Source organism: Mesorhizobium sp. B2-3-4, from assembly GCF_006442315.1.
In the GTDB taxonomy this organism is placed as follows: Bacteria; Pseudomonadota; Alphaproteobacteria; order Rhizobiales; family Rhizobiaceae; genus Mesorhizobium.
Genome location: NZ_VFVY01000005.1, coordinates 73,431 through 96,024, shown reverse-complemented (window position 1 = coordinate 96,024; position 22,594 = coordinate 73,431). Strand labels below are relative to the sequence as shown.

Genomic DNA, 22,594 nt, shown 5'->3' with positions numbered 1-22,594 from the left:
CAGCGCCGGCCGAACGCAATCTGGGAGGAACAGCATTGTCCGAAACGATCTCGGCTGACGTCGTCGAAAAGAGCAACACCGCCCGCCAATCCGACCTCGAGCGCGACTACGCCTCGCTCGGCGAGCGTCTCGACCGGCGTGGCATCGCCATCGACGCCATCTGCGACAAGGTCGAGAAATTCGCTGTCGCGATCCCGTCCTGGGGTGTCGGCACCGGCGGCACGCGCTTTGCCCGTTTCCCCGGCGCCGGCGAGCCGCGCGACATCTTCGACAAGATCGAGGACTGCGCCGTCATCAGCCAGTTGACGCAGGCGACGTCCACCGTGTCGCTGCACATTCCGTGGGACAAGGCCGACCCGAACCGGCTGAAGCAGGCGGCCTCCCGCTTCGGCCTCGGCTTCGACGCGATGAACTCGAACACATTCTCGGACGCCAAGGACCAGAAGCTGTCCTACAAATTCGGCTCCTTGTCGCATGCCGACGCCGGCGCTCGCCGGCAAGCGGTCGAGCACAATCTCGAATGCATCGAGATCGGCAAGACGCTTGGCTCAAAGGCGCTGACGGTGTGGATCGGCGACGGTTCGAACTTCCCCGGCCAGGTCAATTTCGCCAAGGCGTTCGAGCGCTATCTCGATGCCATGAGGCAAGTCTATGCCGGCCTGCCTGCTGACTGGAAGCTGTTCACCGAACACAAGATGTACGAGCCGGCCTTCTATTCGACCGTGGTGCAGGACTGGGGCACCAACTACATCATATCGAAGGAGTTGGGCGACAAGGCATTCTGCCTCGTCGACCTAGGCCACCATGCGCCCAACGTCAACATCGAGATGATCGTGTCGCGGCTGATCCAGTTCAAGAAGCTCGGCGGCTTCCACTTCAACGATTCCAAATACGGCGATGACGATCTCGACGCCGGGTCGATCGATCCCTACCGGCTGTTCCTGGTCTTCAACGAACTGGTCGATGCCGAACTCTCCGGCGCCGAGGGTTTCGACCCCGCCCATATGCTCGACCAGAGCCACAATGTCACCGACCCCATCGAGAGCCTGATGCTGTCGGCGGTCGAGGTGCAGCGCGCCTATGCGCAGGCGCTGCTGGTCGACCGCAAGGCGCTCGAAGGGTTTCAGGAGACCAATGACGCCCTGATGGCGACGCAGACGCTTAAGGTGGCCTACCGCACCGACGTCGAGCCGATCCTTGCCATGGCCCGGCTGAAGACCGGCGGCGCCATCGATCCGATCGCCGCCTACCGGGCCGCGGGCTACCGTGCCAAGGTCGCGGCCGAGCGACCGGCCGTCGCCGGCGGTAGCGGTGGAATCGTCTGACAGGCAGTCATCGTATTTGATCTGGTCCAGCGCCTTTGGCGATGGACACGTCGGCCTCCAGGGTCTTTCCTAGCCATTCGTGCCAGGAGGTCCGCCAATGCCGCTCACCCGCAGAACTCTGATCGCCGCCAGCCTGTCGCTGACGCTAACCCTCTCATCTGTTGCGGCTTTTGCCGCCTCGCCGGCGCCGGCCAAGGGCGAGAACGGCATGGTCGTCACGGCGCAGCATCTTGCGTCGGAAGTCGGCGTCGAGGTGTTGAAGAAGGGCGGCAACGCCATCGATGCGGCGGTGGCGGTCGGCTATGCGCTGGCCGTCGTCTACCCCAATGCCGGCAACATCGGCGGTGGCGGATTCATGACCATCCGCTTCAAGGACGGCAAATCGACTTTCCTGGATTTCCGTGAGCGGGCGCCGCTTGCCGCGACCAAGACCATGTATCTCGACAAGGACGGCAACCCGGTCAAGGGCGCCAGTCTCGATGGCTATCTCGCGGTCGGCGTGCCGGGTTCGGTGGCCGGGTTCGAGATGGCGCGCGAGAAATATGGCACGCAGTCGCGGCAAGACCTGATGGCGCCGGCAATCGCCTACGCCAGGAACGGCTTCGTCCTCAACCAGGGCGATGCCGCGTCATTTGCCGGCAGCGCCGGCAGGCTGGCAAAGGATCCGGCGGCGGCTGCCATCTTCCTCAAACCCGACGGCAAGCCCTATGGGATCGGCGAGAAGCTCGTTCAGCCGGACCTCGCGGCCTCGCTGTCGGCGATCTCGGAAAAAGGGCCCGACGCTTTCTACAAAGGCGCCATCGCCGACGCCATCGTCAAGGCGAGCGGCGCCAAGGGCGGTATCCTGGCCAAGGGTGACTTCGAGCAATATGCGGTGCGCGAGCTGAAGCCCGTCACCTGCTCCTATCGCGGCTACGAGATCATTTCCTCGCCGCCGCCAAGCTCCGGCGGCGTCATCATCTGCGAAATCCTCAACGTGCTGGAGGGTTATCCGCTGTCCTATCTCGGCGCCGGCTCGGCCGACACCGTCCATGTCATGGTCGAGGCGATGCGCCACGCCTATGTCGACCGCAACTCCGCCCTCGGCGATCCCGACTTCGTCGACAACCCGGTCTCCAGGCTGCTGGACAAGGCCTATGCCAAGGACATCCGCGACAAGATCGATCCGTTCCGGGCCGGCGTGTCGCAGGATCTGATGCCGAAGGGTTTTGGCGAGTCGAAGGAAACCACGCATTATTCGATCATCGACAAGGACGGCAACGCGGTCGCGGTCACCTACACGCTGAACGGCTCGTTCGGCGCCGGCGTCGTCGCCGACGGCACCGGCATCCTGCTCAACAACGAGATGGACGATTTCACCCAGAAACCGGGCGTGCCCAACCTCTACGGCCTCGTCCAGGGCGAAGCCAATGCCATCCAGCCGAAGAAGACGCCGCTGTCCTCGATGAGCCCGACCGTTGTCGCCAAGGACGGCAAGCCGTTCATGGTCATCGGCAGCCCGGGCGGCTCGCGCATCATCACCATCACGCTAGAGGCCATCGTCAACGTCATCGACCACGGCATGAACATCCAGGAAGCGATCGACGCGCCGCGCATCCATCACCAATGGCTGCCGGATACCGTCTATGTCGAGCCGTTCGGCCTCTCGCCCGACACTGAGAGGCTGCTCGCCGGCATGGGCTACCACCTCGATCTTGGCGATCAGACCTGGGGCCAGGCCGCTGGCATCCTCGTCGGCGGCAAGAGCCTGGCGGAAATCGAGAAGGGCGGCGGCGCGCGCTATAATGGCGCCATCGACAGCCGTGCGGCCTCAGGCGAAGCGCTCGGATATTGAGGGCGCGCGCCTGTTCCGTTCCGGACGAGGCCGCATTGCGCCTTTAGGGACAGGTCTGCGCCTTACGGCGGCAGGTGCCGTCAGGTCACCAGCGTGATGGTCGACGCAATCAGCATCAGCGCGGCAATGCCGACGAACAGCGCGTAGATGCGCGGCCGGTCGAGCAGCAGCGCATTGCCGGAAATCCAGGCCGACGTGGCGCCGCCCAGGGCGAAGAGGAAGCCGTTGCGATGGCCGAACGTCATCGACGCGGCCATCAAGCCGCCGATGATCAGGGCGCCGAACACGATGATCACGGCGACTGCGTATTTCTCGAAGTCGTTGCCGCCGCCCATGGCCGGGCCGATTGCGTTCAGGTTCGGCAGGTCGTCCGGATCGAAGGGGTTCGCCGACCCGTATTCGTCTTGACCCATGGATTCTCGCATCACTTGATCTCCGCTGACCGGCAACAAACCATCAACGCCTGCCGAGCGCAACCCGATCGCACTGTGGCGGATGCGCCCGGCGCCGGCTTCGCCCCCTTTCGGCGACGGTTTGCTGACGGATTTCCGCAGCTGTTGCCGGATCGCGTCACCTGCCTCCCAGCGTTTGTCGCCTCTACCTCGCGTTAAAACTTGACTGGAAATATCCTGTTTAATAGTCAACCGGCATTGGTCGCTGGAAACCAGGACCCCGGCAAACAGGCAAGCCAAGTTGAATACAGATCAATCCCTGTCAGGAGAGGCGAACCGCCCGCGCGGCCTGATCACCCGCCGCGGCGCGCTTGCGCTGTTCATCTTGCCTTTGGCCGGCATGGTGACGCCACCAGCCAAGGCCAGGCCGTTGCGCATCGTCTGCCTCGATGACGGGCTGGCGGAAACCTTGCTGACGCTCGGCGTCACGCCGGTCGCCGTCGCCGATCGCGGGGTCTGGGAGAAGTGGGTGGTCGAGCCAGCACTGCCGCCCGAGGTGGCCGATATCGGCACGATCCTGGAGCCCAATCTCGAATTCCTGCAGCAGCTTCGGCCGGACGTCATTCTCTCCATTCCCTATCTCGACGGCATCAAGCCGCTGCTTGAGCGCGTGGCGCCGGTCACGACGATCGGCATCTACACGCCGGACGGCCAGCCCTATCAGCGCGCCATCGAGGCGACGCGGCAACTGGCAGCTCTTGTCGGTAGGGAAAGCGAGGGCGTAGCGCTGATCGCTGCGACGGAAGCCTGTTTCTCCGATGTCAGGCAGCAATTGGCACCGCTTTCGGCGCGGCCGGTCTACGTCGTCAACTTCCTCGATCCGCGCAATGTGCGCGTCTACGGTGAGAAAAGCCTGTTTCAAGCGGTGTTCGACCGCATCGGCATCCGCAACGCCTGGACCGGCGAGACCAATTATTGGGGGTTTGCGACGGTCGGTATCGACGGGCTGGCGACGTCGGATGACGCGCGTCTGGCCTATCTCGAACCGCTGCCCGAAGGGGCGACCGGAACGTTGACCGAAAGCCCGGTCTGGAACGCCATGCCATTCGTGCGCAACCGCTCGATCATGCGCCTGCCTGCCGTGCTGATGTTCGGCATGCTGCCCTCGGCGAGCCGCTTTGCCCGGCTGCTGACTGCGGCACTGATGGCGGAGAATGCCCGTGGCTGAGCAGCAAGCGATCCTGTCCAACGATGCCAGCCCCGTGCGTGTTCGGACGTCGCCACATCGCATAGCGGACAGATATCCCGTGGGCGCGATCCTGCTCTGCCTCGTGCTTGCCTGCGCTGCCGGCGCCGCGACCCTTTCCAATATGAGCGTGCAATTGCCGCCGGCGCTCTGGCCCGCTGCGATTACAAATCCCGACATTGAAGACATGCGGCAGGTGCTCGTCCACTACGCTTTCCTGCCCAGGCTGGCCGTCAGCCTTCTCTGTGGCGCCGCGCTTGGTCTGGCAGGCACCGTGCTGCAGCAGGTCCTGCGCAACCCGCTCGCTTCACCCGAAACCGTCGGTGTCTCGGCCGGCGCCTATCTGGCGCTGGCGCTGGCGACGCTTCTGGCGCCGTCCCTGCTGGCCTTCGGCCGCGAATGGGTGGCGCTTGCAGGCGCTTTCACGGCTCTGTCGGCGGTCCTGGCGCTTTCCTGGCACAAGGGCCTGTCGCCGCTCTCGGTGGTGCTGGCCGGGCTGGTCGTCAGCCTCTATGCCGGCGCCATCGGTGCCGCGCTGGTGGTGCTGCGGCATGAATGGCTGGCCAGCCTGTTCATCTGGGGTGCCGGGTCGCTCGGCCAGCAGGACTGGTCGACCACGCTCTGGCTCCTGCCGCGCCTCGGCGGCGCCGCGCTGCTGATCGGCCTGATGGTGCGGCCGCTCACCCTGCTCGGCCTCGATGACGAAGGCGCGCGCAGCCTCGGCGTGCCGCTTGGCGCCTATCGCTTCGCCGGGCTGGCGGCGGCGGTCGCCCTGATCGCCTTCGTCGTCGCGGCCGTCGGCGTCATCGGCTTCGTCGGCCTCGCCGCCGCCACGCTCGCACGCATCGGCGGCGCGCGCCGGCTCGGTCAGCAGCTTCTGACGGCTCCGCTCATCGGCGCGGCACTGTTGTGGGCCGCCGATCAGGCGGTACAGGTCGCGACCGGGCCGCAAGGCGACCTGTTGCCGACCGGCGCCATGACTGCATTGCTCGGCGCGCCGCTGCTTCTGTGGCTTCTGCCCCGCCTCGCGCTTGGCGCGGAAGCGCCGGCCCTGACCGTCGAGCATCTGCCCAGATCCGCCCGGCCGGGCCTTGTGCTGGCGGCCATCGCAGGCCTCCTGCTCTTGCTGTTCGGGCTGGCGCTGCTCTATGCGCCGGGACCGGATGGCTGGGCATTCCCGTCAGGCGACCAACTGCAGCCTCTCTTGTCCTGGCGGCTGCCCAGGGTCTTCGCCGCGCTCGCCGCTGGCGCCATGCTGGCGCTGGCCGGGCTGATGATGCAGCGGCTGACCGGCAATCCGATGGCCAGCCCCGAGGTGCTCGGCATCAGCGCCGGGGCGGCGCTCGGCATGATGGTGGCGCTGTTCGCACTCAATGATGCCGGCCGCCCGGTGCAGACCGTGGCCGCCACGATCGGCGCCTTCGCCGCCCTTCTGGTGACGCTGGCGATCGGCCGCCGCGCCGCCTATGCGCCGGAACGGCTGCTGCTTGCCGGCGTCGCTCTGACGGCGCTGTTCGACGCGCTGATCCTGGTGCTCACCGCAACCGGCGATCCGCGCGCAATGCTGCTGCTCAACTGGCTCACCGGCTCGACACATGGCGTCGACGCGGGCTCCGCACTTCTGACGGGGACTATCGCCTTCGCTCTGTTCCTGGCGGCGCCGCTCTTCATGCGCTGGCTGGACATGCTGCCGCTGGGCGCCGTCGCAGTGCAAAATCTCGGCATCAATCTCGGCGCAGCCCGGTTGTTGGTTCTGCTGATGGTCGCCGCGCTGACTGCCGCATCCACCCTCGTCGTGGGGCCGCTGACCTTCATCGGCCTGATGGCGCCGCACCTTGCGCGGCGCCTCGGCCTGTCGCGCGCGCTGCCGCAAGCCATCGGCGCGGTGCTCGCCGGCGCGCTGATCATGGTCTGCGCCGACTGGATCGGCCGCACAGCCATCTTTCCGCGCCAGATTCCGGCCGGCCTCGTCGCGACGCTGATCGGCGGGCCGGTGCTGATGTGGCTGCTGCGCCGCCGCTGAGTTTTTTGCTCCCAAGGAGGACATCGATGTCGAAATCGATGGCGACACCCGCCCTGATCGCCGACACCACCGTTCATGATCTTGTTCCCAGGAGCGGCGGCGATCCCTGGCGGGTCTTCATCCATGTGCCGTCGGGGCCGGCGCCGGAAGCTGGCTGGCCAGTGCTCTATATGACCGACGGCAACGCCGTCATCGCCACCGCGGTCGACGCCATGCGCGCACAGGCCCTCTATCCCGCCGGCACCAATGTCGGGTGGGGCGTCATCGTCGCCATCGGCTATCCCGTCGAAGGCGCCTATGACCCGCTGCGCCGCTCATGGGACCTCGGCCCGCCGCCGGGCAAGACCTATCCCCCCTTCTACGAGGGCACGCCTGAGGTAAAGACCGGCGGGGCAGGGGACTTTTTGCGCTTCATCGAAGACGAACTGAAGCCATGGGTGGCCGGCCACGCCAGGATCGATGAAACGCGCCAGACCCTCTACGGCCACTCCTTCGGCGGCCTGTTCGCGCTCTATGCGCTGTTCACCCGCCCGCTGTCGTTCCGGACCTTCGTCGCGGCCAGCCCCGCCATCTATTGGGAGGATCGCGCCATCGACCGCTTTCTCGAAACCTTCGAGGCCGATATCCCCGATGGCCTGAGTGCCGACGTGATCCTGTCGGCCGGCGAATATGAGACGGACAAGCTGGCGCCGTTCCAGATCGGCGCGCAAGACGAGGAAAAGCGCCTTCAGCAGAAAAAGCTGATCCGCACCGACGAATTCGCCCGGGCGATGGCGAAACGCCTCGACGCGCTGCCCGACCTGCGGGCGAGCTTCGAACTCCACGCCGGCGAGAACCACATGTCGATCCTGCCGGTGACGGTCAACCGGGCCGTGCAAGCGGCGTTCGCGGTGCGGTAGGCGGCCTACGCAGCGCGCGCCGGCGGCAGTTCGAACAGGTTGGCGCCGTTCTCCCGGCCATGCTCGACATAACCGATGACGCTGAACCATCGCGCGACATCGGGCCCCTGCAGCCAGCTGCGTGAATGGACGGGAAGGTTGCCGGCGAGCGCCTGGACCTGGCGGATATGCCGCTTACAGAAACGCACGGTCGAGGCCCGGAAGAAATCCTCCTGCGCGGCAAACAGCGTATCGGCGGCATCGCTGTTCTCATGCCAGGCGATGATCGCCACCGCCTTTTCGCCCTCGACCAGCGCGTGCGCGCGGCCTTCCTTCAAATTCATCATCAGATTGTCGTAGGCGATCTTGCTGTCCTTGCCGGCCGCCGCATACTCGTCCGACATCCGCTTGGACAGGCCATGGAACACATCCTCGAGATCGCCGAGCGTCGCTGCACGTGCTCTCATTTCACCTCCTGCAGCCCCAAGGGGAAGTTTGCCCTAGGGATGGGGGATCACCAAGCAAATTGAATCCGGATGTGGGCAGGTGGGAGCAAAGTTGTTTCGCCGGGCAAAACGGGCGGGCCGTCTTGGGCCCGGTGATCAAATAACTGACAGGGATAAGTCCGTCGGAGAGAAAAATGGTGCCCAGAGGCGGATTCGAACCACCGACACGCGGATTTTCAGTCCGCTGCTCTACCAACTGAGCTATCTGGGCCTGTTCCGGCTAACGAAAACTCGCGCTCCGGAATTCAGGGGCGCCGTGGGCGTCCCTTGAAAGCGCGTGGGTTATAGCATGGGAATCCGGCCTGTCCAGCGCCCAGATGTGGATTTCCGGCAGGAAAAGAAATGCCATGCGCCGGCCGGCTTGCCGAGCCGCTTTTGCGCCTATCTGGCACCCGCCACGCCCTTGCGGAAATCAGACGGCGTCATGCCGGCGAGCTTGCGGAAGGATTTGTTGAACGCGCTGAGCGAGCCGAAGCCGGATTCCATGGCGACGCGCAGCACATTGGCGTCCTGGTGCATCAGCATGGCCTGCGCATAGCTCAGCCGCAGCAGGTTGACATATTCGTTGAGCGTCATCCCTGTCGACTTCTTGAACAGGCTCATCGCGTATTTGGGGTGGATATCGGCCGCCGCGGCGATGTTGACGCAATCGATGTCGTAGAGAAAGTTTTCGGCGATGAAATCGCACATGCGCCCGACATTGCGCGACGATTGCTGGTCGAAGGGATTGCCGGGCTCCTGCCCGGCAGCGGTTCCGGGCACCAGCCGGTAAGGCTCGAACCGCACCCGCTCCAGCCGCAGCAGCAGCTCGTTGACGGCATGTTCGGCCCTGGCCGGATCGCCTGAGCGGGCATAACGGTTCCAGCGGGCGAAATTGTCGTTGTCGGACTGGTCGGTGGCGCCGGTGACCAGCGTCGCACCCGTCATCAGCCGGTGGCGCACGTCGGCCGGCAGATGCAGCCGGAAGAAATGCACCAGCGGCAGATGCGCGCCGGCATAGATGGCGTCGTCGCTGAGATCGTCCATCTGGTGCGGCAGGCCGCCCCAGAACAGGCACATCTCGCCGGCCGAAAGCGATATTTCGTGGTCGTTCATGCGATAATGCACGGAGCCGCGCACGATGAAATTCACTTCGACCTGGGCATGCCAATGGGGCTTGAGCATCACCAGCGGATTGGTGTGGAACATCTGCAGCAGCAGCGGCATGCCTTCCACGCTGCTGGCGCCAGGCTGGTAAAACGGCCGATCCGGCATCTTACTTTCCGCCAATTTCGTATTCCCTTTGTCGGGGACAGGCTTTCCGCGCCGCATACTCTAGCCAGGCTCGCAGAGAGAGCAAATGAAATGGGAGGATTTCAATGCGCATCACACTGTCCTGCGCCGCGCTCGCGCTTGCCCTGGGTTCAGCCCCGGCCTTCGCGCAATCTGGCGAAATCACGATCTGGAGCTGGAACATCGCCGCTTCATCCCTGAAGGCAACCGTTGCCGGCTTCAACAAGCTACATCCCGACATCAAGGTCACGGTCCAGGATCTCGGCAACCAGCCGACCTATGACAAGTCGATCGCCGGATGTGCGGCAGGCGGCGTCGGGCTGCCCGACATCGTCACCATCGAGAACGGCGAGGCCGAGAATTACTGGAGCCAGTTCCCCGATTGCTTCGTCGATCTGCACACGCTGGGCTACAGCGCGGACGACCAGAAGAAATACCCCGATTTCAAACGCACCGAGCTCGAAGTCGGCGACAAGGCCTATGCCATGCCGTGGGATTCCGGCCCGGTCGCCACCTTCTATCGCCGCGACTTCTATGAGAAGGCCGGCGTCGATCCGGCATCGATCAAGACCTGGGACGATTTCATCGCCGCCGGCAAGAAGATCCAGGCCGCCAATCCGGGCGTGTCGATGACCAATGCCGATTTCAACGGCGACAGCGAATTCTTCCGCATGATCGCCAACGAACAGGGCTGCGCCTATTTCGCCGAGGACGGCCAGTCGATAACGGTCAACCAGCCCAGATGCGTCGATGCCATGACCAAGGTCAAGGAGATGAAGGACGCCGGCATCGTTTCCTCGGCCGACTGGTCGACCAAGATCACCAACAACACCGCCGGAACCGTCGCTACCCAGGTCTATGGCGGCTGGTACGAGGGCACCATCCGCACCGAATCGGCCGGCGAAAACGGCAAATGGGGCGTCTACCTGATGCCGAGCCTGACATCAGACGGCCCGCGCGCTGCCAATCTCGGCGGCTCGTCGCTGGCCATCACCTCGGCCTCGAAAAACAAGGAAGCGGCCTACGAGTACCTGAAATACACGCTCGGCACCAATGAAGGGCAGATCACCATGCTGAAGGAGTTCGGCCTGGTGCCCTCGCTGGTCTCGGCGCTGGACGACCCCTATGTCAGCCAGGGCCTGCCTTACTGGGGTGGCCAGGCGGTGTGGAAGGATATTCTGGGCACCTTGCCCAAGGTGGTTCCGAGCCGCGGCACGCAGTTCCAGAGCGATGCCGAGATCATCGTGCGCGCCGTGCAGACGAAATACCTCGCCGGCGGCTATCCTGACGCCAAGGCGGCGCTCGACGACGCCGCCAACCAGATCGCTTCGGCGACCGGGCTGCCGATCAAGTCCTGACCTCCCGGGACGGGGTCCGGGATGGCAGCCATGCCGTCCTGGACCCGCCATCTGCACGCTTGCTTTCAACACCAGGGATGAGGGAGGAGAAAAGATGCGCTACCGCAACGCTACGGCCTATCGCTTCCTGACGCCCTATCTGCTGATCTTCGCCATCTTCTGGGTGTGGCCGATCATCTCTTCGTTCATGATCTCCTTCCAGGCGACCCGCACCGTGCCATGGCGCTTCGCGCCCGGCTTCAACTGGGGCCGTCTGATCGGCGACCCCGCCTTCTTCAACGCACTGAAGAACACGCTGCTCATCCTCGTCATCCAGGTTCCGGTGATGATCGCGCTCGCCATGGTGATGGCGGTGCTTCTGAATTCGCCGCTGCTCAAGGCGCGCGGCCTCTACCGCTTCGCCTTCTTCGCCCCCGTGGTGGTCGGGGAGGTCGCCTATTCCGCGGTCTTCCGGCTGATGTTCAGCCTCGATTTCGGCATCGTCAACAAGCTCCTCAACACCGTCGGTCTGCCCAAGATAGACTGGTTCTCCAACGTCACGCCGGCCATGGCCCTGATCATGATCGCGGTCACCTGGCGCTGGGCCGGCTACAACGCCATCATCCTGCTCGCCGGCATGCAGTCCATTCCCGAGGACGTCTATGAGGCTGCCACTCTCGACCGCGTCAGCAAGCTCAAGCAGTTCTTCTTCATCACCCTGCCGCTGCTGAAGCCGGTCATCGTCTTCTGCGCCGTTTTGTCGATCATCGGCACCATGCAGCTGTTCACCGAGCCGTTCCTGATCACCGAGCGTGGCGGGCCGGGCGGCGGCACCGAGACGCTCGGCCTTTTGCTTTACCGCCAGGGCTTCCGCTCGCTCAATTTCGGCTACGCCTCGGCCGTCGCTTACACCATGGCGGGACTGGCGATCGCGATCACGCTGGTACAGCTCTGGCTGACGAGGGAAGCCAAATGAGCTCGCTCGCGTCGGCAAGACTGAAGCGCAGCATCGCGCTGCACCTTTTCCTGACGCCGCTGGCGCTGATCTGGCTGTTTCCGTTGTGGATGATGATCGTGTTCTCGACCATGCCCGACAACGGCATCTTCAGCCCCGGCATCGAGCTCTTGCCGCACGGCAATTTCCTCGACAATTTCAACAATCTGCAGCGCGACACCGACTTCGTCGGCGCCATCGTGATCTCGGTCTGCGTGGCGGTGACCTACACCTTCCTCTCGGTGATGCTTACCTCGATGGCCGGCTGGGCGCTGGCGCGCTACCAGTTCGTCGGCAAAAGCGTGGTCGTCGCCATCATCCTGGGCACCATCACGCTGCCTTATGCGGTGGTGCTGATCCCGCAATTCATCATGGTGGCGCGCGACTTCAAGCTCGCCAACACCTGGGTGGCGCTGATCGTGCCGCCGCTGTTCAACTCGCTCGGCGTGCTGTTCATGCGCCAGAGTTTCTCGATGATGCCCGACGATCTGTTCGATGCCGCCCGCGTCGAGGGCGTCAAGGAGTGGCGCATCTTCGTCTTCATCGCCTTGCCCCTGGCGCGGCCGATGCTGGCCGCGCTCTGCATCATCCTGTTCCTCGCCTCCTGGAACAATTATCTGTGGCCGCTTTTGATCAACAGCCAGCCGGGTTCGATGACGGCGCCCGTGGCGCTCGGCACGCTGATCGGCCTGACCAAAGTGTCATGGGGCGGCATCATGGCCGGCGCAGTCATGCTGACGGTGCCGATGCTCATCGTCTTCGTGCTGCTGCAGCGCCATTTCATCGCCGGCATCGCCGCCGGCGCGGTCAAGTAAGGGGGCCTGGCATGGCAAACGTCAAGCTCACCAATGTCGTCAAGCGCTTCGGCGTCTTCGAGGTCGTCCACGGTGCCAATATCGACATCAAGGACGGCGAGTTCGTCGTGTTCGTCGGCCCGTCGGGTTGCGGCAAGTCCACGCTGCTCAGGATGATTGCCGGGCTGGAGGATATCAGCGGCGGCGAGATCGCCATCGGCGGAAAGGTGGTCAACGATGTCGAGCCGGCCGACCGCGGCATCGCCATGGTGTTCCAGTCCTACGCGCTCTATCCGCATATGAGCGTCGAACAGAACCTGTCCTTCGGGTTGCGCATGACCGGCAATCCGAAGGCCGATACCGAGCGGCGGGTGAAGCGGGCGGCCGAGATACTGCGTATCAGCGAATTAATGGAGCGGCGTCCCAAAAACCTGTCCGGCGGCCAGCGCCAGCGCGTCGCCATCGGCCGCGCCATCGTGCGCGAGCCGCAAGTGTTCTTGTTCGACGAGCCGCTCTCCAATCTCGACGCCGAACTGCGCGTCCAGATGCGGGTCGAGATTTCGCGTCTGCACAAGGAACTGGGCACCACCATGGTCTACGTCACCCACGACCAGACCGAGGCGATGACGCTGGCCGACAGGATCGTCGTGCTGCGCGCCGGCCATGTCGAGCAGATCGGCCGGCCGCTCGATCTCTACGACAATCCCGACAATATTTTCGTCGCCGGCTTTGTCGGTTCGCCGAAGATGAATTTCATCAAGGGCCATATTGTCGGTCGCGGCGCAAAGGAGGTCGTGGTCGAACTGGCGGGCGCGGAGAAGACCCGCATCACGCAGCCACTGACCGATGCCGTGCCCGAAACCGGCAGCAAGGTCATCGTCGGCGTGCGGCCCGAACATTTCGGCATCGCCGGGGAAGGCGATGCCGACCTTGCCGTTGCCATCGACGTGGTCGAGCATCTGGGCGGCACGAGCTTCCTCTACGCCAGGACGGCCGATGGCGAGGACGTCGTGATCCAGCGCGACGCGGCAAAGGTTCCCGACACCTCGGAAGTCACCGTTTCCATCCGCAAATCCTATCTGTTCGACGAAAAAGGGCTGCGGCTGCGCTGAGCGGCCGACCCTTCCGCCTTCAAGGAGAATGACCATGACTTCAACCACGCCCATTCGCTGGGGGATCCTTGGGCCGGGCGGCATCGCCAAGGCCTTTGCCGGAGGGCTCGCAGGCTCGCGCAGCGGGAAGCTGGCCGCCATCGGCGCACGCAATCCCGGCAAACCGGGCCTGGCGGAGAGCTTTCCCGGCGCCCGCATCATCGACGGTTACGAAGCCTTGCTCGCCGATCCGGATATCGACGCGGTCTATATTTCCATCCCGCATCCCGGCCACGCGCAGTGGGCGATCAGGGCGGCGGAAGCCGGCAAGCATGTGCTGTGCGAGAAGCCGATTGCACTGACCGCCTTCGAGGCCGACGCCATGATGCATGCCGCGCGCAAGGCTGGCACTTTCCTCGGCGAAGCCTTCATGTACCGGCTGCATCCGCAGACGCTGAGGCTGGTGGAACTGATCCGGTCGGGTCTCATCGGCGAGATCAGGATGATCAAATCGAGCTTCGGCTTCGCCATGCCTGGTTTCATGCCGGAGCACCGGCTCTACGCCAACGATCTCGCCGGCGGCGGCATTCTCGATGTTGGCGGTTATCCCGTCTCGATGGTGCGGCTGATCGCGGGCGCTGCGGCCGGAGCGCCATTCGCGGAGCCCGACAAGGTCGCGGGCGCGGCCCATCTTGGCCAATCCGGCGTCGACGAATGGGCTTCCGCCGTCCTGCACTTTCCCGGCGGCATCGTCGCCGAGGTGTCCTGCAGCATCTCGCTCAATCAGGACAATGTGCTGCGCATCTTCGGCACCAAGGGACGCATCGAGGTGCCGGACTTCTGGTTCGCCGGCGGCGACCGCGATATCGGCCTTGGCCGCATCGACGTGATCGGCGCCGACGGCGCGCGCGAGACCATCAGCGTCAACGAGACGCGCCACGTCTATTCCTTCGAGGTCGATGCCGCCGGCGAGGCCATTCGCGCCGGGCGCCAGGAATTCGCCTGGCCGGGCATGGGCTGGGCCGACAGTCTCGGCACTTTGCAGGTGCTCGACAAATGGCGCGCGGCGGTGGGGCTGGAGTACGAGATCGAGAAAGCGTCCCATCGCACCGGCACCATCTCCGGCCGGCCGCTGCGTTCAGGCGGAACGGCAATCGGCAGGCGCGGCATTCCGGGCCTGCCGAAACCGGCATCGGTGGTGGCGCTCGGCTTCGAGGATTTCCGCACCTTTTCCTCCGGCTCGATCCTGCTCGACGCCTTCTTCGAGGCCGGCGGCAATCTGTTCGACACCGGCTATGTCTACGGCGCCGGCTACACCGAGAAGCTGCTCGGCGAATGGTTGAAGAGCCGTGGCGTGCGCGAGCAGTCGGTGATCATCGCCAAGGGCGCACATTCGCCGCTTTGCTATCCCGACGTGATCGGCAAGCAGCTTGCCCAGTCGCTCGACCGCCTGCAGACCGACCACGTCGACATCTATTTCATGCATCGCGACAATCCGGACGTGCCGGTCGGCGAGTTCGTCGACGCGATGGACCGCGAGGCCAAGGCGGGCCGCATCCGTGGGCCGTTCGGCGGTTCGAACTGGACGATGCGGCGCATGGACGAGGCGATTGCCTATGCCGAGCGCACCGGCGCGCAGAAGCCGGGCGCGCTCTCCAACAACTTCTCGCTGGCCGAGATGCTGGAGCCGATCTGGGCCGGCTGCGTGGCCGCCTCCAGTGACGAGTGGAAGGCTTGGCTGACCTCCAGGCAGATGCCGAATTTCGCCTGGTCGAGCCAGGGGCGTGGCTTCTTCACCGATCGTGCCGGGCGCGACAGGCGCGACAATGAGGAATTGGTGCGGGTCTGGTACTCAGAGCGCAATTTCGGCCGCCGCGACCGCGCCATCGAGCTCGCCGCCCGTCTGGGCAAGAGCCCGATCCATATCGCTCTGGCCTACGTGCTCAACCAGCCCTTCCCGTCGGTTCCTCTGATCGGTCCGCGCACGCTTGGCGAACTCGACGACAGCCTGCTGGCCTTGAAGATATCGCTGTCGCCGGCCGAGCTGGCGTGGCTGGACGGCGGCAGCCTGCGCGCGGCATAGTCGAAGCCGCGTCAAGCCCTGAACATATGCCGGAGATTGGCGTGGCAAGACATCCCAGGATCACGTTTATCGGCGCCGGCTCGACCGTGTTCATGAAGAATATCGTCGGCGACGTGCTGCAGCGGCCGGCGCTGTCCGGCGCGACCATCGCGCTGATGGACATCAACCCGCAACGACTGGAAGAGAGCGCGCTCGTCGTCAACAAGCTGATCGGCACCTTGGGCGTCAAGGCCAAGGCCGAGACCTTCTCGGATCAGCGCAAGGCCCTGGAAGGCGCCGACTTCGTCGTCGTCGCCTTTCAGATCGGCGGCTACGAACCCTGCACCGTCACCGATTTCGAAGTGCCGAAGAAATACGGGCTGCGCCAGACGATCGCCGATACGCTCGGCGTCGGCGGTATCATGCGCGGCTTGAGGACCGTTCCGCATCTGTGGAAGATCTGCGAAGACATGCTCGCCGTCTGTCCGCAGGCGATCATGCTGCAATACGTCAACCCGATGGCGATCAACACATGGGCGATATCTGAGAAATATCCCGAAATCAGGCAGGTCGGGCTCTGCCACTCGGTGCAGGGCACGGCGATGGAGCTCGCCAACGATCTCGACGTTCCCTATGACGAGATCCGCTACCGCTCGGCCGGCATCAACCACATGGCCTTTTATCTCAAATTCGAGCATCGTCAGCCGGACGGCTCCTACCGCGATCTCTATCCCGACCTGGTGCGTGCCTATCGCGAGGGCCGGGCGCCCAAGCCAGGCCGGAATCCCCGCTGCCCCAACAAGGTGCGCTACGAGATGCTGACCCGGCTCGGCTATTTCGTCACTGAAAGCTCCGAGCATTTCGCCGAATACACGCCCTATTTCATCAAGGACGGCCGCCCCGACCTGATCGAGAAATATGGCATTCCGCTCGACGAATATCCCAAGCGCTGCATCGAGCAGATCGAGCGCTGGCAGGACCAGGCGCAGGCCTACCGCTCGGCCCAGCGCATCGAGGTCGAGGAGTCCAGGGAATATGCGTCCTCGATCATGAACTCGGTCTGGACCGGCGAACCCTCGGTGATCTACGGCAATGTCCGCAACAATGGCTGCATCACATCGCTGCCTCGCGATTGCGTCGCCGAAGTGCCGTGCCTGTTCGATGCCTCCGGCATCCAGCCGACTTACATCGGCGACCTGCCGCCGCAACTGACGGCGCTGATCCGCACCAACATCAACGTGCAGGAACTGACGGTACGGGCGCTGATGAGCGAGAACCGCGACCACATCTACCATGCCGCGATGATGGATCCGCACACCGCGGCCGAGCTCGATCTCGACCAGATCTGGTCATTGGTCGACGATCTCCTGGCCGCTCACGGTGACTGGCTGCCGGCCTGGGCGCGGGTGAAACGCAAGAACGAAGCCGCCTGACCGGCGGGCCCATCTCACTTCGGCTCGTCGGTGTCGGGCTCGTCCTCGTCGTCGCGGGCCGAGATGACATAGGCACCCTTCAGCCAGCGATTGAGGTCGATGTCCTTGCAGCGTGTCGAGCAGAACGGATAGGTCTCTCGCGCCGACGGCTTGCCGCATTCGGGGCAGGGCCGCTTTGGCCGTAGCGGGGTTACCTTGTCGTCGAGGCTCATGGCCGCGCGGACAGCCAGTTCTGATGGACCTTGAAGCCTTCGCCGGACAGCAGAGCCACCGTCTCGTAAAGGGGAAGGCCGACAATGTTGGTGTAGGAGCCGACGAGCTTGACCACGAAGGCGCCGGCCAAACCCTGCACGGCGTAGCCACCGGCCTTGCCCCGCCACTCGCCGGAGGCGACATAGGCGTCGATCTCTTCGCGCGGCAATCGCTTGAAACGCACCCGCGTTTCGACCAGCCGCTGACGCAATTTGCCGCCCGGCGTGATCAGGCAGATGCCGGAATAGACCCGGTGCGAACGGCCCGACAACAGCCCCAGACAATTGGCGGCGTCGTCCAGCGTCTCGGCCTTGGGCAGGATGCGCCGCCCGACTGCCACCACCGTGTCGGCGGCCAGCACGAAGCTCGGCGCATAGTCGGTCTCGGTCTTCATCGACGCGAAGGCCTTCTCGGCCTTTTCCTTCGACAGGCGCTTCGCCAGCGAGCGGGGATGCTCCGCGCGCAGCGGCGTCTCGTCGATATCGGCGGGCAGGATGCGGTCCGGCTCGATGCCGGCCTGCTGCAAGAGTTCGATGCGGCGCGGCGAACCCGAGGCAAGCACCAGCTTCTGCAAAATGCTCATCGCGAACCAGTCGGGCCCTGATCTTACTTGAAGCGGTAGGTGATGCGGCCCTTGGTCAGGTCGTATGGCGTCATCTCGACCAGAACCTTGTCGCCGGTCAGCACGCGGATGCGGTTCTTGCGCATGCGGCCGGCCGTATGGGCGATGATCTCGTGTTCGTTTTCGAGCTTCACCCTGAACATCGCGTTGGGCAACAATTCCGTCACGATACCCGGAAACTCGAGGACTTCTTCCTTCGGCATTCGATACCTTTGCTTGGATGGCAGTTCCGGCGCCTAGAGCATGATGCCGAAAACTGTGAAGCGGTTTTCGGACGGCATCATGCTCAACTTCCGACTCCGGCCGGAATTTCGGCGGAACCTATATGATAATCGTGCGCTTGTGAACACGCTTAATCCGTCGCTTTTTCTGCTTCTGGAAGCAAAAAACGTCGGCTTATACGCGATTTCAGCCGCTCGCGCACGTCTCGATAGCTGGCCATGATGTGTTCGCGCGTGCCGCCGGCATCGGTCGGATCCGGCGTCGGCCAGTATTCGACCTCGACGGCGAGCGAGCGGGTCAGCTCCAGTGCCGCGTGGTGCGCTTCCGGCGCCAGCGTGACGATCAGGTCGAAATAGTCGTCCTCGAGATCGTCCATCGTCCTTGGATGGCGTTCGCCGAGCGACAGGCCCTCTTCGGCCAGAACCGCATCGACGAACGGGTCGCGTTCGCCGGCGCGAACGCCCGCCGAGGCGACGAAGGTGGCGGCCGACAGCATCCGGCGCGCCAGCTGCTCGGCCATTGGCGAGCGCACGGCATTCATCCCGCACAGGAACAGGATCGAGCGGGGCAGGGCGCCGGCAGCCAGGATCAGCCCCGCCAGTGCAGCACGCAGACCAGCGTGAACAGCCGTCGCGCCGTGTCGAAATCGATGTCGATCTTGCCGGACAGCCGATCCATCAGCGTCTGCGAGCCCTCATTGTGCAGGCCGCGCCGGCCCATGTCGATCGCCTCGATATGGCTCGGCGTCGAAGAGCGGATGGCGTCGTAATAGCTCTCGCAGATCATATAGTAATCCTTGACGATGCGCCTGAGCGGCGTCAGCGACAGGATGTGGGTAACGACCGCAGCGCCGTCCTCTCGCGCCACGGCAAAGACAAGACGGGATTCGGCCAGTGACAGCTTAAGCCGGTAAGGACCTGTACCGTTGTCGTTGACGGGCTGGAAACTGTTCTCCTCGATCAGGTCGAAGATGGCCACCGCCCGCTCGTGCTCGACATCGGGCGTCGAACGGCCGATCGATTCATCGAGTTCGATATCGATCAGTTTTGCGCGGGTTTGATCGGGTCCCGTCATCTCGGCCTACATGTTCAGCCGTATGGAGACGGAACGGCCATGCGCGTCCAGCCCTTCCGCCCCGGCGAGTGCCATCGCGGCGGGCGCCAGCGCTCGCAACTGCTCGGGCCCGAGCTTCAGGATCGAGGTGCGCTTGACGAAGTCGAGCACCGACAGGCCCGATGAGAAGCGCGCCGAGCGCGCCGTCGGCAGAACGTGGTTGGAGCCGCCGACATAGTCGCCAATGGCTTCCGGCGTGTGACGGCCGACAAACACCGCGCCGGCATTGCGCATCCTGCCGAGGAAGGTCTCCGCGTCCGCGATGGCAAGCTCGACATGCTCGGCGGCGATCCGGTCGACCAATGGCAGCGAGGCCTCGATGGTTGGAACGAGGATCACCGCGCCGAAATCGCGCCAGCTCGCCGCCGCCGTTTCGGCGCGCGGCAGGTTCCGTAACTGGCGCTCGACCGCTTGCTCGACGGCCTTGCCGAAAGCCGGATCGTCGGTGATCAGGATCGATTGCGCCGACACGTCGTGTTCGGCCTGGGCCAGAAGATCGGCGGCGATCCAGTCCGGATCATTGTCGGCGTCGGCGACGATAAGGACTTCCGACGGGCCGGCGATCATGTCGATGCCGACGGTGCCGAACACCTGTCGCTTTGCCGCGGCGACATAGGCATTGCCCGGGCCGACGATCTTGGCGACAGGGCGGATCGTCCGCGTTCCATAGGCAAGCGCCGCGATCGCCTGGGCGCCGCCGACGCGGTAGATTTCAGACACGCCGGCGATGTCGGCCGCCACCAGCACCAGCGGGTTGATGACGCCGCCGGGGGCAGGCACCACCATGACGATGCGCTCGACGCCTGCCACTCTGGCCGGGATGGCGTTCATCAGCACCGAACTCGGATAGCTCGCCGTGCCGCCCGGCACATAGAGCCCGACCGCCTCGATCGCGGTCCAGCGCCAGCCGAGCTCGACGCCGGCCGCATCGGTGAAACGGTCGTCCTTGGGCCGTTGCCGCTCGTGATAGGCTCGGATGCGATCGCGCGCGAATTCGAGCGCCTCGATCGTCCTGGGGTCGGCGGCCTTGTAAGCCTCGGCGATATCGTTCCTCGATACCGCGATGCCCAGACCGCCGAGGTCGGCACGGTCGAATCTCATCGTATAGTCGATAAGGGCCGCGTCGCCTTCGGAGCGCACGCGCGCGATGATTTGCCGGACCGCGGCGTCGACATCCTCCGACACTTCCCGCTTGGTCGTCAGGAAGGCGGCGAAACGCTGCTCGAAATCGGCGCCGGACTGGGCAAGCGTGATGGCCATTTTGTGTTCAAGCCTTGTGGACGGGGCGCGACGTGGCTTCCCACGCGCCGCCGATGTCGGCAAGACGGGCCTCGATGCATTCGACATCGAGCATGATCGCGCCGCCCCCCGAAAAGACCAGCTCGACGATGCCGGCCGGCTTGCTGATCTCGACGAAGCTGATCGCCAGCAGCGACAAAACCTCGGCCGGCTTGTCGCGCGCGATGCCGCTGGTCTTGGCGCCCAGCACCCGGTCGAAATGCAGCACGGCCTGTCGCCGTTCATTGTGCTGGCGAAACAGGCCCGACTTCGCTTCCCAGACGAAGCGGTTCATGGTCAGCACGAAACGCTTGGCCGAGGGCAGGAATTCGAGGTCCGAAACCTTCATCACGGCGTCCTGGACATGAGCCGAGACGATGCTCAGGTCCTGGTCGTCGAGCGCGATGAGTTTTAAGGCTGCCATGCGGAATGCACACCTGAAGGTTGACTGTTCAGCCTTCTGTTAGGCGGTCTTGGCGATCCGTGCAACCGCGCCAGGCAATCCGCCTGGTGTCGTGGCGGATACAGGGGCGCAACTGTTACCCATCTATCCGGTTCGGGGCCGAGACAGACGAAATGTCTGCCCCGGAAGCCGTGGGATTTCGCCTACGCCGAAATACGCTCGATCACCGCACCGCAATTGGACAGCTTTTCCTCCAGCCGCTCGAAGCCGCGGTCGAGGTGGTAGACGCGGTTGACCGTGGTTTCGCCTTCGGCCGCGAGGCCGGCAATCACCAACGAGACGGAGGCGCGAAGATCGGTCGCCATGACCGGCGCGCCTTTCAGCTTCGCCACGCCATCGACGATCGCCGTCTGGCCAGAAAGCGTGATGTGGGCGCCAAGCCGGGCCAGTTCCTGGACGTGCATGAAGCGGTTTTCGAAGATCGTCTCGGTGATGCGCGATTTGCCCTTGGCCATGGTCATCAGGCCCATGAACTGCGCCTGAAGATCGGTCGGGAAGGCCGGGAAGGGGGCGGTCGTGACGTCGACCGGGGAGATGCCGGCCCCGTTGCGCCTGACGCGGATGCCGGAATTGGTCGGCGTGATCTCGGCGCCGGTCTGCGAAATCACGTCCAGCGCGGTCTGCAAGAGCTCCGGCCGCGCGCCTTCCAGCACGACGTCGCCACCGGTCATGGCCACCGCCATCGCGTAGGTGCCGGTCTCGATGCGGTCGGGGATGACGCGCACGCGCGCCCCCGACAGCGCTTCGACGCCGTCGATGGTGATGGTAGGCGTGCCGGCGCCGGAAATCCTGGCGCCCATGGCGTTGAGGCATTCGGCGAGATTGACGATCTCGGGCTCGCAGGCAGCGTTCTCAAGCACCGTCTCGCCCTTGGCGAGCGAGGCCGCCATCATCAACACATGCGTGGCGCCGACAGAAACCTTGGGGAAGACATAGCGGTTGCCGACGAGCCGGCCGTTCTTGGTCCTGGCGATGACATAGCCGGTGTCGACATCAAGGTCGGCGCCCAATGCCTGCAGGCCTTCGAGGAACAGGTCGACCGGGCGCGTGCCGATGGCACAGCCGCCGGGCAGCGAGACCTTGGCCTCGCCCATACGGGCCAGCAGCGGACCGATCACCCAGAACGAGGCGCGCATCTTGGACACCAGCTCATAAGGGGCTGTCGTGTCGACGATGTTGCGGGCGGAGAAGTTGATGGTGCGCGAATAGCCCTCATTCTGCTTCTCGCGGCGGCCGTTGACCGAATAATCGACGCCGTGATTGCCCAGGATACGGATCAGCTGCTCGACATCGGCCAGATGCGGCACGTTTTCCAGCGTCAGCGTGTCGTCGGTCAAAAGCGAGGCGATCATCAGCGGCAAAGCGGCGTTTTTCGCGCCCGAAATCGGAATGCTTCCGGCAAGCTTGTTGCCGCCGACAATTCTGATGCGATCCATGGAAAAACGTCCCTCTCGGCT

At 64.5% G+C, this 22,594-nt stretch carries 22 protein-coding genes and 1 tRNA gene; 11 read left to right on the top strand and 12 right to left on the bottom strand.

Going from position 1 to position 22,594, the window contains the following annotated elements; all coding sequences use genetic code 11:
* Positions 1-35 precede the first annotated feature (35 nt).
* Together rhaI and ggt are read left to right on the top strand one after the other, a co-directional pair.
* Positions 36-1,325: an L-rhamnose catabolism isomerase gene (gene rhaI, locus FJ967_RS10065; RefSeq protein WP_140731559.1), complete on the top strand. Its 1,290-nt coding sequence runs from the start codon at positions 36-38 to the stop codon at positions 1,323-1,325.
* Between the two features lie 97 nt (positions 1,326-1,422).
* Complete coding sequence (ggt, locus tag FJ967_RS10060; RefSeq protein ID WP_140731558.1) at positions 1,423-3,159, top strand: gamma-glutamyltransferase; 1,737 nt, start codon at positions 1,423-1,425, stop codon at positions 3,157-3,159.
* A gap of 80 nt (positions 3,160-3,239) precedes the next feature.
* Here the strand turns inward: ggt and FJ967_RS34080 are convergent, their stop codons facing one another.
* Positions 3,240-3,494, bottom strand: coding sequence for a hypothetical protein (locus FJ967_RS34080; RefSeq protein ID WP_171883371.1), 255 nt, complete (start codon positions 3,492-3,494; stop codon positions 3,240-3,242).
* A 409-nt stretch (positions 3,495-3,903) separates the two neighbouring features.
* Between FJ967_RS34080 and FJ967_RS10050 the strand changes: the two genes are divergently transcribed.
* From FJ967_RS10050 to FJ967_RS10040, 3 genes are read left to right on the top strand one after another with little or no spacing between them, the layout of a single operon-like run.
* A complete protein-coding gene (locus FJ967_RS10050; protein WP_140731737.1) occupies positions 3,904-4,779 on the top strand; it encodes an ABC transporter substrate-binding protein in 876 nt (291 codons plus the stop codon).
* Positions 4,772-6,820, top strand: coding sequence for a Fe(3+)-hydroxamate ABC transporter permease FhuB (gene fhuB / locus FJ967_RS10045; protein ID WP_140731557.1), 2,049 nt, complete (start codon positions 4,772-4,774; stop codon positions 6,818-6,820). The genes FJ967_RS10050 and fhuB overlap by 8 nt, the downstream gene beginning before the upstream one ends.
* 26 nt (positions 6,821-6,846) lie before the next feature.
* Entirely contained in the window at positions 6,847-7,719 is an 873-nt protein-coding gene (locus FJ967_RS10040; RefSeq protein WP_140731556.1) for an alpha/beta hydrolase-fold protein, read from the top strand.
* Positions 7,720-7,724: 5 nt separating this feature from the next.
* Here FJ967_RS10040 and FJ967_RS10035 read toward each other — a convergent pair whose 3' ends face one another.
* The 3 genes from FJ967_RS10035 to FJ967_RS10025 all read right to left on the bottom strand — a co-directional run bounded on the left by FJ967_RS10035 (position 7,725) and on the right by FJ967_RS10025 (position 9,458).
* Positions 7,725-8,165: a hypothetical protein gene (locus FJ967_RS10035; RefSeq protein WP_140731555.1), complete on the bottom strand. Its 441-nt coding sequence runs from the start codon at positions 8,163-8,165 to the stop codon at positions 7,725-7,727.
* A 174-nt stretch (positions 8,166-8,339) separates the two neighbouring features.
* Positions 8,340-8,415, bottom strand: a tRNA-Phe gene (locus FJ967_RS10030).
* Positions 8,416-8,585: 170 nt separating this feature from the next.
* A complete protein-coding gene (locus FJ967_RS10025; RefSeq protein WP_140731554.1) occupies positions 8,586-9,458 on the bottom strand; it encodes a helix-turn-helix domain-containing protein in 873 nt (290 codons plus the stop codon).
* 104 nt (positions 9,459-9,562) lie between these two features.
* Between FJ967_RS10025 and FJ967_RS10020 the strand changes: the two genes are divergently transcribed.
* From FJ967_RS10020 to FJ967_RS09995, 6 genes are all read left to right on the top strand, one after another.
* The gene (locus tag FJ967_RS10020; RefSeq protein ID WP_140731553.1) at positions 9,563-10,834 is read left to right on the top strand and encodes an extracellular solute-binding protein; all 1,272 of its coding nucleotides are present in this window, start codon (positions 9,563-9,565) and stop codon (positions 10,832-10,834) included.
* 94 nt (positions 10,835-10,928) lie between these two features.
* Positions 10,929-11,789: a sugar ABC transporter permease gene (locus FJ967_RS10015; RefSeq protein ID WP_140731552.1), complete on the top strand. Its 861-nt coding sequence runs from the start codon at positions 10,929-10,931 to the stop codon at positions 11,787-11,789.
* The gene (locus tag FJ967_RS10010) at positions 11,786-12,622 is read left to right on the top strand and encodes a carbohydrate ABC transporter permease (RefSeq protein WP_140731551.1); all 837 of its coding nucleotides are present in this window, start codon (positions 11,786-11,788) and stop codon (positions 12,620-12,622) included. The genes FJ967_RS10015 and FJ967_RS10010 overlap by 4 nt, the downstream gene beginning before the upstream one ends.
* Positions 12,623-12,633: 11 nt before the next feature.
* Complete coding sequence (gene ugpC / locus FJ967_RS10005) at positions 12,634-13,713, top strand: sn-glycerol-3-phosphate ABC transporter ATP-binding protein UgpC (protein ID WP_140731550.1); 1,080 nt, start codon at positions 12,634-12,636, stop codon at positions 13,711-13,713.
* A 34-nt stretch (positions 13,714-13,747) separates the two neighbouring features.
* Positions 13,748-15,775, top strand: coding sequence for an aldo/keto reductase (locus FJ967_RS10000; protein WP_140731549.1), 2,028 nt, complete (start codon positions 13,748-13,750; stop codon positions 15,773-15,775).
* Between the two features lie 41 nt (positions 15,776-15,816).
* Positions 15,817-17,187 carry an alpha-glucosidase/alpha-galactosidase gene (locus FJ967_RS09995; RefSeq protein WP_140731548.1) on the top strand — a complete coding sequence of 457 codons (1,371 nt, stop codon included), beginning with the start codon at positions 15,817-15,819 and terminating at the stop codon, positions 17,185-17,187.
* 14 nt (positions 17,188-17,201) lie between these two features.
* Here FJ967_RS09995 and yacG read toward each other — a convergent pair whose 3' ends face one another.
* From yacG to murA, 8 genes are all read right to left on the bottom strand, one after another.
* Positions 17,202-17,399 carry a DNA gyrase inhibitor YacG gene (gene yacG / locus FJ967_RS09990; RefSeq protein WP_140731547.1) on the bottom strand — a complete coding sequence of 66 codons (198 nt, stop codon included), beginning with the start codon at positions 17,397-17,399 and terminating at the stop codon, positions 17,202-17,204.
* The gene (locus tag FJ967_RS09985) at positions 17,396-18,022 is read right to left on the bottom strand and encodes a Maf-like protein (RefSeq protein WP_140731546.1); all 627 of its coding nucleotides are present in this window, start codon (positions 18,020-18,022) and stop codon (positions 17,396-17,398) included. Before FJ967_RS09985 ends, yacG begins: the two co-directional genes overlap by 4 nt.
* 23 nt (positions 18,023-18,045) lie before the next feature.
* Positions 18,046-18,264 carry a translation initiation factor IF-1 gene (infA, locus tag FJ967_RS09980; RefSeq protein ID WP_006329283.1) on the bottom strand — a complete coding sequence of 73 codons (219 nt, stop codon included), beginning with the start codon at positions 18,262-18,264 and terminating at the stop codon, positions 18,046-18,048.
* A 149-nt stretch (positions 18,265-18,413) separates the two neighbouring features.
* The gene (locus FJ967_RS09975; RefSeq protein ID WP_140731545.1) at positions 18,414-18,884 is read right to left on the bottom strand and encodes a low molecular weight phosphatase family protein; all 471 of its coding nucleotides are present in this window, start codon (positions 18,882-18,884) and stop codon (positions 18,414-18,416) included.
* Positions 18,872-19,357 carry a UPF0262 family protein gene (locus FJ967_RS09970; RefSeq protein ID WP_140731544.1) on the bottom strand — a complete coding sequence of 162 codons (486 nt, stop codon included), beginning with the start codon at positions 19,355-19,357 and terminating at the stop codon, positions 18,872-18,874. The genes FJ967_RS09975 and FJ967_RS09970 overlap by 13 nt, the downstream gene beginning before the upstream one ends.
* A gap of 6 nt (positions 19,358-19,363) precedes the next feature.
* Positions 19,364-20,656 carry a histidinol dehydrogenase gene (gene hisD / locus FJ967_RS09965; RefSeq protein WP_140731543.1) on the bottom strand — a complete coding sequence of 431 codons (1,293 nt, stop codon included), beginning with the start codon at positions 20,654-20,656 and terminating at the stop codon, positions 19,364-19,366.
* Positions 20,657-20,663: 7 nt separating this feature from the next.
* Positions 20,664-21,098, bottom strand: a complete 435-nt coding sequence (locus FJ967_RS09960) for a DUF2948 family protein (RefSeq protein WP_140731542.1) — start codon at positions 21,096-21,098, stop codon at positions 20,664-20,666.
* 182 nt (positions 21,099-21,280) lie between these two features.
* Positions 21,281-22,573 carry a UDP-N-acetylglucosamine 1-carboxyvinyltransferase gene (gene murA, locus FJ967_RS09955; RefSeq protein ID WP_140731541.1) on the bottom strand — a complete coding sequence of 431 codons (1,293 nt, stop codon included), beginning with the start codon at positions 22,571-22,573 and terminating at the stop codon, positions 21,281-21,283.
* Positions 22,574-22,594: the final 21 nt, after the last annotated feature.

Coding starts and splice junctions, on each gene's coding strand:
- ggt (WP_140731558.1), top strand. CDS start 1,423: ATGCCGCTCACCCGCAGAACTCTGATCGCCGCCAGCCTGTCGCTGACG.
- FJ967_RS34080 (WP_171883371.1), bottom strand. CDS start 3,494: ATGGGCGGCGGCAACGACTTCGAGAAATACGCAGTCGCCGTGATCATC.
- FJ967_RS10040 (WP_140731556.1), top strand. CDS start 6,847: ATGTCGAAATCGATGGCGACACCCGCCCTGATCGCCGACACCACCGTT.
- FJ967_RS10035 (WP_140731555.1), bottom strand. CDS start 8,165: ATGAGAGCACGTGCAGCGACGCTCGGCGATCTCGAGGATGTGTTCCAT.
- FJ967_RS10025 (WP_140731554.1), bottom strand. CDS start 9,458: ATGCCGGATCGGCCGTTTTACCAGCCTGGCGCCAGCAGCGTGGAAGGC.
- FJ967_RS10020 (WP_140731553.1), top strand. CDS start 9,563: ATGCGCATCACACTGTCCTGCGCCGCGCTCGCGCTTGCCCTGGGTTCA.
- FJ967_RS10015 (WP_140731552.1), top strand. CDS start 10,929: ATGCGCTACCGCAACGCTACGGCCTATCGCTTCCTGACGCCCTATCTG.
- FJ967_RS10010 (WP_140731551.1), top strand. CDS start 11,786: ATGAGCTCGCTCGCGTCGGCAAGACTGAAGCGCAGCATCGCGCTGCAC.
- ugpC (WP_140731550.1), top strand. CDS start 12,634: ATGGCAAACGTCAAGCTCACCAATGTCGTCAAGCGCTTCGGCGTCTTC.
- FJ967_RS10000 (WP_140731549.1), top strand. CDS start 13,748: ATGACTTCAACCACGCCCATTCGCTGGGGGATCCTTGGGCCGGGCGGC.
- yacG (WP_140731547.1), bottom strand. CDS start 17,399: ATGAGCCTCGACGACAAGGTAACCCCGCTACGGCCAAAGCGGCCCTGC.
- FJ967_RS09985 (WP_140731546.1), bottom strand. CDS start 18,022: ATGAGCATTTTGCAGAAGCTGGTGCTTGCCTCGGGTTCGCCGCGCCGC.
- infA (WP_006329283.1), bottom strand. CDS start 18,264: ATGCCGAAGGAAGAAGTCCTCGAGTTTCCGGGTATCGTGACGGAATTG.
- FJ967_RS09970 (WP_140731544.1), bottom strand. CDS start 19,357: ATGACGGGACCCGATCAAACCCGCGCAAAACTGATCGATATCGAACTC.
- hisD (WP_140731543.1), bottom strand. CDS start 20,656: ATGGCCATCACGCTTGCCCAGTCCGGCGCCGATTTCGAGCAGCGTTTC.
- FJ967_RS09960 (WP_140731542.1), bottom strand. CDS start 21,098: ATGGCAGCCTTAAAACTCATCGCGCTCGACGACCAGGACCTGAGCATC.
- murA (WP_140731541.1), bottom strand. CDS start 22,573: ATGGATCGCATCAGAATTGTCGGCGGCAACAAGCTTGCCGGAAGCATT.